This window comes from Streptomyces sp. NPDC014734 (assembly GCF_043083325.1).
Taxonomy (GTDB): Bacteria; Actinomycetota; Actinomycetes; order Streptomycetales; family Streptomycetaceae; genus Streptomyces.
This window is the reverse complement of sequence record NZ_JBIBYN010000011.1, coordinates 208956-223028: the sequence shown is the minus strand read 5'-3', so window position 1 is coordinate 223028 and position 14073 is coordinate 208956. Positions and strand designations below refer to the sequence as shown.

The 14073-nt window shown below is 70.8% G+C and carries 4 protein-coding genes; all 4 read left to right on the top strand.

Annotation, left to right across the window (positions count from 1 at the left end; translation table 11 throughout):
- Window positions 1-35 precede the first annotated feature (35 nt).
- From ACF1CT_RS19715 to ACF1CT_RS19700, 4 genes are read left to right on the top strand one after another with little or no spacing between them, the layout of a single operon-like run.
- Entirely contained in the window at window positions 36-9509 is a 9474-nt protein-coding gene (locus tag ACF1CT_RS19715; protein ID WP_391785155.1) for an amino acid adenylation domain-containing protein, read from the top strand.
- Window positions 9499-11181, top strand: a complete 1683-nt coding sequence (locus tag ACF1CT_RS19710; protein WP_391785154.1) for a phytoene desaturase family protein — start codon at window positions 9499-9501, stop codon at window positions 11179-11181. The genes ACF1CT_RS19715 and ACF1CT_RS19710 overlap by 11 nt, the downstream gene beginning before the upstream one ends.
- Window positions 11178-12923: a phytoene desaturase family protein gene (locus tag ACF1CT_RS19705; protein WP_391785153.1), complete on the top strand. Its 1746-nt coding sequence runs from the start codon at window positions 11178-11180 to the stop codon at window positions 12921-12923. Before ACF1CT_RS19710 ends, ACF1CT_RS19705 begins: the two co-directional genes overlap by 4 nt.
- Window positions 12923-13978, top strand: coding sequence for an MDR family NADP-dependent oxidoreductase (locus tag ACF1CT_RS19700; protein ID WP_391785152.1), 1056 nt, complete (start codon window positions 12923-12925; stop codon window positions 13976-13978). Before ACF1CT_RS19705 ends, ACF1CT_RS19700 begins: the two co-directional genes overlap by 1 nt.
- The last annotated feature ends 95 nt before the right edge of the window (window positions 13979-14073 follow it).

The following is a 14073-nucleotide window of genomic DNA, read 5'->3' as shown; positions in this document are numbered from 1 at the left end:
CCGTGACACGGCGCCACGAATTGAGGAGTACGACCTTGCCCGACGTGAACAGTGCCTCCGTGAGCGACAAAGTAGCGATCATCGGCATGGGCTGCCGACTGCCCGGTGGCGCGTCGGACCACCGCGCGTACTGGCAGAACCTCATGGAGGGCAAGGACTGCATCACACCGACGCCGGCCGACCGGTACGACGTCACGACGCTCGGCAGCAAACACAAGGACACACCGGGACGGCTGATCGGCGGCCGGGGCGGGTACATCGACGGGTTCGACGAGTTCGACCCCGGCTTCTTCGGTATCAGCCCGCGCGAGGCCGACCACATGGACCCGCAGCAGCGCAAGCTGCTGGAGGTGGCGTGGGAGGCGCTGGAGGACGGCGGCCAACGGCCCTTCGAGCTCGCCGGAAGCAACACCGCCGTGTTCGTCGGCGCGTTCACGCTGGACTACAAGATCCTCCAGTTCTCCGATCTGGGATTCGAGTCGCTGGCCGCGCACACCGCCACCGGCACCATGATGACGATGGTCTCGAACCGCCTCTCGTACTGCTTCGACTTCCGGGGGCCGAGCCTGTCGATCGACACCGCGTGCAGTTCGTCCCTGGTGGCGGTGCACCTCGCCTGCCGGAGCCTGAACGACCGCGAGACCGACCTCGCGCTCGCCGGTGGCGTACTGCTGCACATGGCGCCCCAGTACACGATCGCCGAGACGAAGGGCGGCTTCCTGTCACCCGACGGACGCTCGCGCACGTTCGACGCCGGGGCCAACGGCTACGTGCGTGCGGAGGGCGTGGGCATGGTGGCCCTCAAGCGGCTCGACGACGCCCTGCGCGACGGTGATCCGATCCACGCGGTGATCTCGGCGACGGGGGTCAACCAGGACGGCCGTACCAACGGCATCACCGTGCCGAGCGCGGACGCCCAGGTGGCGCTCATCCAGCGCGTCTGCGCCGAGGCCGGCATCACCCCCGGCTCCCTCCAGTACGTCGAGGCGCACGGAACGTCGACACCGGTCGGTGACCCGATCGAGGCGAACGCGCTGAGCAGGGCGCTCTCCGTGGGCCGCAGACCGGATGCCCCGTGCTACGTCGGGTCGGTCAAGACCAACATCGGGCACACCGAGTCGGCGGCGGGCGTCGCCGGGCTGATCAAGACCGTGCTCTGCCTCAAGCACCGCCGCATCCCGCCCCACATCAATCTGGAGCGGATCAACACGGCCATCGACGCCGAGTCGGCCCCGTACCGCATCCCCACCGGGCCGACCGACTGGCCCCGGCACGAGGGCCCCGCCCGGGCCGGGGTGAACTCCTTCGGCTTCGGCGGCACCAACGCGCACGTCGTGCTGGAGGAGGCGCCCCGGCGGGAAGCACCGCGGACCGTCCCCGAACAGCGTGCCTGGAACGTCCTTCCGCTGAGCGCCAGGACCCCGGACACCCTGTTGGAAGTGGCGGAAGGCATCCGTCGCGAGCTCGTCGGGGCCAACGGACCGACGGCGCCGCTCCCCGACCTCGCCCACACGCTCGCCCGGCGCCGCCAGCATCTCGAATCGCGCCTCGGCATCGTGTACTCCTCACCGGCCGAACTGGACGAGGGACTCGCGGCCTTCCTCCGCGGCGACGCCCACCCCCGGGTCGTCCAGGGCAGACAGCTCGACACCGAACAGCGCGGCCTGGTCTGGGTGTTCACCGGAATGGGCCCGCAGTGGTGGGGCATGGGACGCCAACTGCTCCAGGAAGACGAAGTGTTCCGGGACGCCGTCACCCGCTGCGACCGGGCGATCCGCGAGTACGCCGACTGGTCGCTGATCGAGGAGATGACGGCCGACGAAAGCGCGTCGCGGATGGGCGAGACCTGGCTCGCCCAACCGGCCAACTTCGCCGTCCAGGTCGGACTCGCGGCCATGTGGCGCCACTACGGTGTACGACCCGACGCCGTGGTCGGGCACAGTACCGGCGAGATCGCCGCGTTCTACGAGGCCGGCGTCTACACCCTGGACGACGCCGCGAGGATCGCCGTGCACCGCAGCAGGCTCCAGCACCTGCTGACCGGGACCGGAACCATGCTCGCGGTGAGTCTGACGGAGGAGGAGGCGCAGAACCGGGTGGCCGCCCACGGGGACCGGGTGTCCGTGGCCGCGGTCAACAGCCCCTCGGCGGTCACGCTGGCCGGCGACCGGGACGCGCTCGCCGAACTGGCGGACGGACTGCGGTCCGAGCAGATCTTCGCCAAGTTCCTGCAGGTCGAGGTGCCGTACCACAGCGCGGGCATGGAGGCGATCAAGGATGAGCTGCTGGCCTCGCTGGACGGGCTCGCGCCGCGTCCGGCGACCATGCCGCTGTACCTGACCGGCCAGGACGGCATGGCGCACGGCGGCGAACTCGACGCGTCGTACTGGTGGCGCAACGTCCGCCACCGGGTCCGTTTCCGGTCGGCCGTCGAACGGCTCGCCGACGACGGATACGGCCTGTTCCTGGAGATCGGGCCGCACCCGGTGCTCGGCCACTCCATCCGCGAGTGCCTCGACGACCGCGGCACCACCGTGCGCACCCTCCCCTCGATCCGTCGCCGGGAGAACGAACCGGAACGCTTCGCCGCCTCGCTGGCGGAGCTGCACACCCTGGGCGTCCCCGTCGCGTGGAACACCTTGCACCCGGCGGGCACACCCGTGACCCTGCCCCGCTACCCGTGGAAGCGCGACCGGTACTGGACGGAGCCCGCCCCGGTGGCGCGGGTCCGCCTCGGCCGCGTCGACCATCCACTGCTGGGCCGGCGCACCACACACCCCGAACCGACCTGGCACGCCACGCTCGACACCGAGCGGCTGCCCTACCTCGACGACCACCGCATCCAGTCCACCGTCGTCTTCCCGGCGGCGGGGTACCTGGAGATGGCCATGCAGGCGGTCCGCTCCCTGACCGGCGGCACCCACGTCGTGCTCACGGACATCGAGCTCCGCAAGGCCCTCTTCCTGCCCGAGGGCGAGGCCCGGGCCGTACGCCTGACCCTCTCGTCGCAGAACGCGTCGTTCACCATCGCCTCGGCGGGGGAGGACGAGAACGACCGGCCGGTGCACGCGAGCGGAGTCGTTCGCTCCGGCCAGCCCCGCCCGGCCGGTTCCGCGGACGGCGTCGACGCCGTCCGGGCACGCGCCCGGCGCCGGCTGGACGGCGAGGAATGCTACGCGGAACTGGCGGCACGGGGATACCACTACGGTCCCGCGTTCCGCGCCATCGACGACGTCCGGATCGGCCCCGGAGAGGTCCTCGCCCGGCTCCGTCCCCCCGCGGTGATCGGCGACGACGCGGCCCGGCACCACATCCACCCCGTGCTGCTCGACGGCTGCTTCCAGGCCCTGCTGGCGACGCAGCTCCTCGACGGCGGCACGGGCGGGCAGACCTCCGGCATCCGGCTGCCCCTGTCGATCGAGGAGGTGCGCCTCGCCCCGGTCGGTGACCGGCCGATCTGGGCACACGCCACGGTGACCCGCGAGGACGCGGACGAACTCGTCGGGAACATCACCCTCTACACGGAGGGCGGCGAACCCCTCGGGACCGTCGTGGGCTTCCGCGCGGCCGACGTGGACAGGGCGTCCACGACGGTCGGACTCGGCACGATCGATTCCTGGCTCGCCGAGACCGCGTGGATCGACAGGCCCCTCGAACAGGACGTCGACGAGGGGGACCGTACCGGGACCCGCGTCGGCCACCCCACCGGGACCGGCTGGCTGGTGTTCGCCGACGACCGGGGCATCGGCGACGCCCTCGGCGTCCTGCTCGCCGCCCGCGGCGAGCGGTGCCACCTGGTACGTCCGGGCACCGGGTACCGAAGGAGCGACGACGGACGCGAGTTCACCGTCGCCCCGGGCTCAGCCGAGGACCTGGAACGACTCCTCGCCGACCTGGACGGGAGCGGGAACGACGACGGGGCGGACCGGACCGGAGGGCCGGGAGCGGACGGGCCGGGCGACGCGGCGGCAACCGCCGTCACCGTCGTGCACCTGTGGAACCTCGATCTGCCCCGTCTCGCCGAAACGACACGCGACGACCTCGCGCGGCACCGTGACACCGGAGCGTACGCGCTGATCGCGCTCGCACGGACCCTGCTGCGCCGCGGGGACGGCGGCCGACTGCACATCGTCACCCGCGGCGCGCAGCACGTCGAACCCGGTGAGACCGTCGAACCGCTGGGCGCTCCCGCCTGGGGCGTCGGCCGGGTACTCAGGCACCAGGAGCTGCTCGGCCACCCCGGAAAGCTGATCGACCTGGATTCCCGCCCGCGGGACGACGAGGGCGTCCTGACCGACGCCGCGGCACTGCTGCGCGAATTCCTCACCGACGACGAGGAAGAGATCGCGCTGCGCGGTTCCGGCCGCTTCACCAGCAGGGCACGGCGGGCCGAGGGGCTGACCCGCCCTCTCCCGCTCCGCCTGCGCGCGGACGCCAACTACCTGGTCACCGGGGCCTTCGGCGCACTCGGCAGGCTGCTGTGCCGGACCCTGGTGCGGCGCGGGGCGCGCAGCCTCGTCCTCATCGGACGCACCGCCCTCCCGGAACGCACCACGTGGCGCGAGCTCGACCCCGCCACCCCCGCCGGGCGCGCCGCCGCCTTCGTCAAGGAGCTGGAGGCACTCGGCGCCCGCGTCGTCCTGGCCCCGCTGGACATCACCGACGAGGCGGCGTTCACCCGGTGGCTCGACGCCCACCGGCGCACCGACCCGCTGCCGGTCCGCGGTGTGTTCCACCTGGCCGGGCAGGTCCGCGACACGCTCGTCCCCGACATGGACCACCCCACGTTCACCGCCGCCCACGACCCCAAGGCCGTCGGGGCCTACCTGCTGCACCGCCACCTGCGCGACGAACCGCTGGACCACTTCGTCCTCTTCGCCTCGATCGCCTCCCTGCTCACCACGGCCGGCCAGACCAACTACGCCGCCGGAAACGCGTTCCTGGACGCCCTGGCCCACCACCGCCGGGCACTCGGACTGCCTGGACTGAGCGTGGACTGGGGGCCATGGGCCACAGGCATGATCGAGGAACTGGGGCTCGTCGGCCACTACCTCCACAGCCGGGGGATGAGTTCTCTGGCGCCCGAGGTCGGCATGGCCGTCCTGGAGCGCGTCATCGGTCAGGACCGGGCGCAACTCCTCGTCGCGACCGTCGTCGACTGGCCGGTGTTCCTGGCCTGGTACGCCTCACCGCCCGCCCTGGTGACCGAACTGGCCGCGAGCGCCCGGGCGGACGCCGCCGAGCCGGGAGCGGGCGACGGTCTGCTCGACACCTTCCGCACCGCGGACGCCGCCGAACGCCTGGACCTGGTGGCCCGCAGGTTCACCGCGGTGGCCGCCTCGGTGCTCCGGACCGGCCCCGACGAGATCGATCCGCAGGCGGGCCTCAACGCGCTGGGCCTGGACTCCCTGCTGGCGATGGAACTCCGTGCCCGGCTCGGCTCCGAGCTGGGCGTGGCCCCGGCGGTGGTGGCACTGCTCAGCGGTACACCGGTCGCCGAACTCGTCGTCCAGCTCCACGACAGCCTCGCCGAATCGGTGGCGTCGGAAGCCCGGGGCGGGGACAAGACAGTGGTGGAGGTGTTCGAGGACGAGTTCCGCCATCCGCTGACACAGAACCAGAAGGCCCTGTGGTTCCTCAGGCAGCTCAACCCCGAGGGCTACGCGTACAACATCGGCGGCGCGGTCGAGGTCCGCGTCGCCCTCGACCCCGACCTCATGTTCGAGGCCGTCCGTCACCTCGTCGCCCGCCACCCCGCGCTGCGGACCAACTTCCTCACCGTGGACGGGGTGCCCGTGCAACAGGTCTCCCCGGACCGGAGCGCGGACCTCGCCCTGTTCGACGTGCGGGACCAGGCCTGGGAGGACATCCACCGCACGATCGTGGCCGAGTACCGCAAGCCCTACGACCTCGAACACGACCCGCTGTTCCGCTTCCGCCTCTTCAAACGCGGCGACGACCGCTGGGTGATCATGAAGGCGGTCCACCACATCATCTCCGACGCGATCTCGACGTTCACCTTCATCGAGGAACTCCTTGCCGTCTACGAGGGACTGCGCCAGGGCCGCGCGCCCTCGCTGCCGCCCGTCACCGCGCGCTACCTGGACTTCCTCAACGCGCAGAACCGCTTCCTGGCCGACCCCGCGGCGCAGCGCATGCTCGACTACTGGCGCTCGCACCTGCCCGACGAGGTACCGGTCCTGGAACTGCCCGTCGACAAACCCCGTCCCGCCGTCCAGACGCACAACGGGGCCTCGGAGTTCTTCGTCCTGGACGAGGATCTCACCGCCCGCGTGCACGCCCTGGCCCGTCGGCACGACGTGACCCCCTTCATGGTGCTGCTCGGCGCCTACTACGTACTGCTCCAGCGCTACTCCGGCCAGGACCACGTCATCGTGGGCAGCCCGGTGACCGGGCGGACCGAGCAGGACTTCGCGTCCGTGTACGGCTACTTCGTCAACCCGCTCCCGCTGCACGCGGACCTGTCCGGCGAGCCGACGGTCGCCGAACTGCTCCAACAGGTCCGCACGACCGTGCTGGGCGGCCTCGACAACCAGGAGTACCCCTTCGTCCTGCTGGTCGACCGGCTCGGCCTCCAGCACGACCCCAGCCGGTCCGCCGTGTTCCAGGCCATGTTCATCCTGCTCACGCACAAGGTCGCCACCGAGAAGTACGGGTACCGCCTGGAGTACATCGAACTGCCCGAGGAGGAAGGGCAGTTCGAGGTCACCCTGTCGGTCTACGAGGACGAGGCCGACCACCGGTTCCACTGCGTGCTCAAGTACAACACCGACCTGTTCGAGCCGGAGACCATGCGACGGATGGCGTCGCACTACACAACGCTGCTCGACAGCATGACCCGGACCGCGGCCGAGCACCCCGTCACCCGGCTGCGGATGCTGGACGCCCGGGAGCGCGAACTGCTGACCGCCGAGTGGAGCGGGGCCCGCCGCACGACTCCGTCCCCGGCGGCGACCGGGGACGGCCGCGTCCGCCCCGTGCACGAACTGATCGCCGAGGCCGCCGCCGCGCACCCCGACGCCGTCGCCGTCACCCTTCCGGCGGCACAGGGCAAGGCCGTTCGGCTGACGTACGCCGAACTGGAGCGCCGCTCCGACGAACTGGCACGACGCCTGCGAGAGCGCGGAGCGGGCGCCGGAGCCGTCGTGGCGCTCTGCCTCGACAAGACGCCCGACCTCGTCGTGGTGCTCCTCGCCGTGCTCAAGTCCGGGAGCGCCTACCTCCCGATCCCGCCCGACCACCCCACCGACCGCATCGCGCAGACCGTACGGACCGCGGCGGCCGTCCTGGTCATCGTCGAGGACGACGCCTCCCAGGACCGGCGGACGGGACTGCCTGCCCCGACGCTGACCCTGCGCGAGCTGTGCGAGACGGCGCCCGCACCGCAGGACCGGCGGCCGACCGCCGTCGGGCAGCCGGCCGACCTCGACGCCCCCGCCTACGTCATCCACACCTCCGGCTCGACCGGACTCCCCAAGGCCGTACAGGTCAGCCATCGCAACCTCGCCTCCGCGTACGCCGCATGGCTGCACGAGTACCGGCTCGACCACGACGTACGGGTACACCTCCAGATGGCCGCCCCCTCGTTCGACGTCTTCACCGGTGACCTGGTGCGCGCGCTGTGCTCCGGCGGCACCCTCGTACTCGTCGACCGGGACCTCCTCTTCGACACCGAGCGCCTCCACGCCACCATGCGGGAGGAACGCGTCGACTGCGCGGAATTCGTCCCCGCGGTGGTGCGCGGGCTCATGGACCACTGCGAACGCGAGGGCCGCCGACTGGACTTCATGCGTCTGCTGATCGTCGGATCCGACGCGTGGAAGGTGGCCGAGTACCGACGGCTGCGCGGCCTGTGCGGCCCGGACACCCGCGTGATCAACTCCTACGGCCTCACCGAGGCGACCATCGACAGCGCCTGCTTCGAAGGACCCGCCGACGACCTCGAACCCGGCCGTACCGTGCCCATCGGACGTCCTCTGGGCAACACCACGCTCCATGTCCTCGACCGGCACGGTGAACCGGTCCCGCCCGGTGTCCCCGGAGAACTGTGGATCGGCGGCGAAGGAGTCGCCCTCGGCTACGCGGGCGATCCGCGGCAGACGGCGGAACGCTTCGTGACCCGGCCCCTCGACCCGGGGCCGGACGCCCGCCCCGCACGTCTCTACCGCACCGGCGACGCCGCGCGCTGGGACGCGAACGGTGCCGTCCACCTGCTCGGGCGGGTGGACGGCCAGATCAAACTCCGCGGCCACCGGATCGAGATCGGCGAGATCGAGACGCACCTCGCCCAGTGGCCCCGACTGGCCCGGGCCGTGGTCACGGTGCGCCCCGACGCCGCGGGCGAGGACGCGCTCTGCGCGTACTGCGTACCGGTGCCGGGGGCGGAGATCGACCGGCGCGCACTGCGCCGGCACCTCGCGGAACTGCTGCCCGCCCACATGATCCCCGCGCACTTCGTCGTGCTGCCGGAACTGCCGCTCACCGGCAGCGGGAAGGTCGACATGACCGCGCTCCCCGAGCCCCGGTCCGACACCCTTGAAGAACCGGAGCAGGAGCTCGGCACGCCGTTCGAGGAGAGCATGGCCCGGCACTGGGGGGAACTGCTCGGGCTGGAACGGGTCGGCCCGGCGGACGAGTTCTTCGAGGCGGGCGGCAGCTCCATCAAGCTGATCGAACTGATCCACCGGCTGCGCCGGGAGTTCGGCGTCGGCATCCCGGTCAGCCTCCTGTACCGGGTCACGACCCTGCACGGCATGGCCACGACGGTGGAACGCCTCGTCACCGGCGGCGTCGCGGACGACCTGCCCTGCCTGACCTTCAACACCGATCAGCCGGATCCGCTGTTCTGCTTCCCGCCGGCCGGCGGGCACGGGCTGGTGTACCGGTCGTTCGCCCTCCGGCTCGACGGGTACCGTCTCATCGCCTTCAACTACATTCCCGGCGAGGACAAGGTCGCCCGCTACGCGGATCTCGTCGAGTCCACGCAGCCCGACGGCCCGTGCCGACTGCTCGGCTACTCCCTCGGCGGCAACCTCGCCTTCGAGGTCGCCAAGGAACTGGAGAGCCGCGGCCGGGACGTCGCCCATGTCATCGTCCTGGACTCGCACCGCATCCTGGAGCCGTACGTCCCCGGCCCGGAACACTTCGAGGTCTTCGAGGCGGAACTCGCCGAGCACGTCCTCAAGCACACCGGGTCGGAGATCGTCGCCCGCCAGACCCTCGACCACGCGGCGGAGTATCTGGCCTTCTGCGGTCGCACCGCGAACCCGGGCACGGTGGCCGCGACCGTCAGCGTCGTCACGGACGAGGAGAAGACCTCCCTCTACGCGGCCGACGCACGCGGCACCTGGCACGGCAGCTCGACCACGGCCACGGCCGTGCTCCGCGGCTCCGGAATCCACGCCGACATGCTCGACCCCAAGCACGTGGCCCGCAACGCCGAGCTGGTGTACGGCATCCTCCGGGAAGGCGACGCCGATGCCCGATGACGTGGACGACGACTGGGGCGCCGACCGGCGCGGGACCAACGACGGCCCCCGGGTCATCGTGATCGGCGCCGGGGTGGCCGGACTGTCCACCGGCTGCTACGCGCAGATGAACGGGATGCGCTCGCGCATCTTCGAGAAGCACGTCCTCCCCGGCGGCTGCTGCACAGCCTGGTCGCGCGACGGCTACATCTTCGACTACTGCATCGAGTGGCTGATCGGCACGGCCGCGGGCAACGAGGCACACCAGGTGTGGCGGGAACTGGGAGCACTCGACGGCAAGACCATCACCAACTTCGAGATGTTCAACCGCGTCGTCGACGAGACCGGCCGCTCGGTGGTCTTCTACAACGACCCGGACAGGCTGGAGCGGCACCTGCTCGGACTGTCGCCCGCCGACGCCCGGCTGATCCGCTCGTTCTGCCGCGACCTGCGGCGGTTCACCGCCATCGAGCTCTACCCGTTCCTCACCGCACCCGCCCTGCGGACCGTGCGCGAGAAGACGGCGACGCTGCGCACCGTGCTGCCGGCGTTCCGCCTGTTCTGGCGCACCGCGTCGACACCGATGCACGAGTTCGCCGACCGGTTCCAGGACCCGTTGCTGCGCCGCGCGTTCCGCAACATCTTCTTCCAGGACCCGGACGGCTTCCCCGTGCTGCCGTACCTGTTCAACATGGCCAGCGCCCACCACCACAACGCGGGCTTCCCCCAGGGGGGTTCGCTGGGCCTGGCCCGGTCGATCGAGGAGCGGTACACGTCGCTGGGCGGCGAGATCACCTACCGGGCACGCGTCGAACGCATCCTGGTCGAGGACGGACGGGCCGTCGGCATCGAACTGCGCAACGGCAAGCGGTACTACGCCGACCACATCGTCTCGGCCTGCGACGGACACACCACCATCCACGGCCTCCTCCAGGGCCGGTACACCGGACCCCGGATCGACAAGCTGTACAACGACCTGCTGCACCGCAGCGGCACCCTCTTCCCGGCCGTGGTCTCCGCCTTCGTCGGAATCCACGGAGACCTCGGCCACGACCGGGCCCACAGCACCACGTACCTGCTCACACCCGAGGATGCCGCGCGACTGCCCGGAGCGCTCCAGAGCAGCCTGGTGGTCCAGCTGCGTTCCGACTACGCGGACGGCTTCGCCCCGCCCGGCAGATCGGTGATCCACTGCACCTACTTCAGCGACTTCGCCCACTGGAAGGAACTGCGCGCCGCCGACCGCAAGGCGTACCGGGCACAGAAGCGTCAGATCGCCGACTTCGTCCGGGAGTTCCTGGAACGCCGTATGCCCGGCACGGCCGAACGCATCGAACTCGTCGACATCGCCACCCCCGCGACGACCCGGCGCTACACCGGCAACCACGACGGGTCCATCCTCGCCTGGAAGGCGTTCTCCGAGGCCGACGACGTCGCGACCGCGCTGGTCGGCAAGGACCGCATGCGCCTGCCCGGTCTGCGGGGCTTCTCCATGGCGGGGCAGTGGGTCGGGATGGGCGGCCTCATCCGCGCCGCGTCCACCGGCCGCTTCGCCGTCCAGTACCTCTGCGACGAACTGGGACGCGGGTTCACCGCGTCCGAGAGCCGGGGCACCGAGCCCTGGCACCCCGGGAAGCTGGGCCGACTGCCCCAGCTCGACCGGTGGTCCGCGCGGGGGGACACCCGCACATGAGAACCGAGGAGAGCACGTCCGTGTCGCGTTCCCGACGAGAGTCGATGATCATTATCGGCGCAGGGCTCGGCGGCCTGTCCACCGGCTGCTACGCCCGGATGAACGGCTACCGCACCCATGTCCTGGAGATGCACGAACTGCCGGGAGGCTGCTGCACGGCCTGGGACCGCGGCGACTTCACCCTGGACCCGTGCGTCAGCTGGCTGCTGGGCAGCGGCCCCGGCAACGAGATGCACCAGATCTGGTTGGAGCTGGGAGCTCTGCAGGGCAAGGAGGTCCGGCACTTCGACGTCTTCAACGTGGTGCGCGGCCGGTGCGGCCGATCCGTGTACTTCTACTCCGACCCCGACCGGCTCCAGGCACATCTGACGGACATCTCGCCCGCCGACTCGGCCCTGATCCGGAGCTTCTGCAAACAACTGCGGGCCTTCCGCAAGGCCCTGGCCGTCTACCCGTTCCTCAAACCGGTCGGACTGATGCCGGTACTGGAGCGCTGGCGCATGCTCGCCTCGTTCATTCCGTACTTCAACGCCGTGCGCACATCCATCGGCGTGCTGATGACCGACTACTCGGCGAAGTTCAGGGACCCCCTGCTGCGCGAGGCGTTCAACTTCATCCTGTACGAGAAGCATCCGGCCTTCCCGGTGCTGCCGTTCCACTTCCAGCTCGCCTCGCACGCCAATCTCTCCGCGGGCGTCCCCGAGGGCGGATCGCTCGGACTCGCCGAGTCCATCGAGCGCCGCTACCGCAAGCTCGGCGGCGACGTCACCTACAACGCCAAGGTCGACGAAGTACTTGTCGAGGACGACCGGGCGGTCGGGGTACGGCTGAGCAACGGGGAGGAAATGCGCGCCGACATCGTCGTCTCGGCCTGCGACGGCCGCACCACGATGATGGACCTGCTCGGCGGCCGCTACCTCAACGACGCCTACCGCAGGCTCTACACCCGCACGATCGGCGAACCCGGGATGGTGTTCCCCGGCTACTTCACGCTCTTCCTCGGCCTGCGCCGCGAATTCCCCGACGCCGACCCCTGCACGACCTATCTGCTCGACGAGGAACTGGCGGCCGAACTCACCGGAATCCGCCACCCCAGCGTCAACGTCCAGTTCCGCAACCGGCACTACCCGGAGCTCTCGCCCGATGGGACGAGCATCGCCTACGTCACCTACTTCTGTGACATCGCCCCCTGGCGGGCCCTGGACGAAGGACCGGAACAGGCGACCCGGCGCCGCGGCGGCCAGGAGCTCCACACCCTGCCGGTGCGCCACGGCCGCGGCTACTACGCCGCCAAGAAGCGGGCGCGCGAGGCACTCATCGCCTTCCTGGAGCGGCACCATCCGGGCATCACGGACGCGATCGCCGTGCGCGACGTGTCGAGCCCGCTCACCCAGGTCCGCTACACGGGCAACTACAACGGCACCGTCCTCGGCTGGCAGCCGTTCGTGGAGAGCGGGGAGACGCTGGAGACGCTCATCAAGAAGCACGGACCCGGCCTGCCGGGACTGCGCAACTTCTACCAGTCCGGCGTCTGGGCGACCACGGGCGGTCTGATCCGGGCCGCGGCGGCAGGCCGGCACGTCATGCAGTTCATCTGCCGGGACGACGGACTGGCGTTCACCGCCTCCGTCGACGAGAGCGGGCCGCCACCGACCCATCTCGTCGTCCCGGTGGGACCCCGGACGGAGATCCGGTCCGGCACGGCAGAACGTTCGTCCCTCGCGGACGGGAAGGGAATGTGATGAGGACCAGGAAGTGGGTCGTGCGCGAGCACATCGAGGGGGTGCCCGATGTCGAGAAGGTCTACGAGATGGTCGAGGAGGACCTCGACACGCGTCTCGCCCCCGACGAGATGCTGCTGAGGACGCGCTACGTCTCGGTGGACCCCTACCTGCAGGGAATCGCCCTGGACACCCCGCTCGGCGCGCACATGGGCGCCGACTCGATCATGGAGGTGCTGGACGCCGGGCCACTCGCCGCCCACCGGCCCGGTGACCTGGTGCAGGGCTTCGGGGGCTGGCGCACCCACCTCGTCAGCAACGGTGCGGCGACGCCCTGGCAGACCGGAACGTTCCCCATGGTCTTCCCCGCCTTCCGTCGCCTGGACCCCCACTGGTACGACGACGACCTGCCACTGCCCACCGCGCTGAGCGTCATGGGCGGTCCCGGCATGACGGCGTGGGGGACACTTACCAAGTTCATGTCGGTCCGCCCCGGTGACACCGTCGTCATCAGCGGTGCCTCCGGTGCGGTCGGCTCACTCGTCGGACAGCTCGCCAAGCTCGCCGGCGCCCGGGTGGTGGGTACGACCTCGACGGTCGAGAAGGCGGACTACCTGGACGAGCTGGGCTTCGACGCGGTCGTCGTCTACCGCCACGGGGACAGCTGGGAAGCGGTGCGCGAGGCGCTCGGCTGGGTCGCGCCCGACGGGGTCGACAAGTACTTCGACAACCTGGGAGGCACCGTCACGGACGCCGTCTTCTCCATGCTCAACGTGGGGAGTCAGGTGGCCGTGTGCTGGCAGTGGGCCACCCAGGTCGGCCGCGAGGCCACCGGGCCGCGGCTGCTGCCCTACATCATGTTCCCGCGCACCTGTGTGCGCGGCATCTTCTCGCTTGAGTGGTTCACGGAGGAGAACTGGCGCGCGCTCCACCACGAACTCGGCGGCAGGGTGCGGCGGGGCGAGATCCGTTTCGGGCACACCGTCCACCACGGTTTCGACTGCATCCCGGACGCCTACGGCAGCCTCTACCGCGGAACGGGGGCCAACCGAGGAAAGGTGCTGGTCGAGCTCTGAGCGTGAGGACGCGGCGCCGTGACGCCGCCGGCGGATCCGGCCGGCGGCCACCCGCGTCCCGAGCCCGCTCGTTTCCGCCATACCCGCGCATGTGG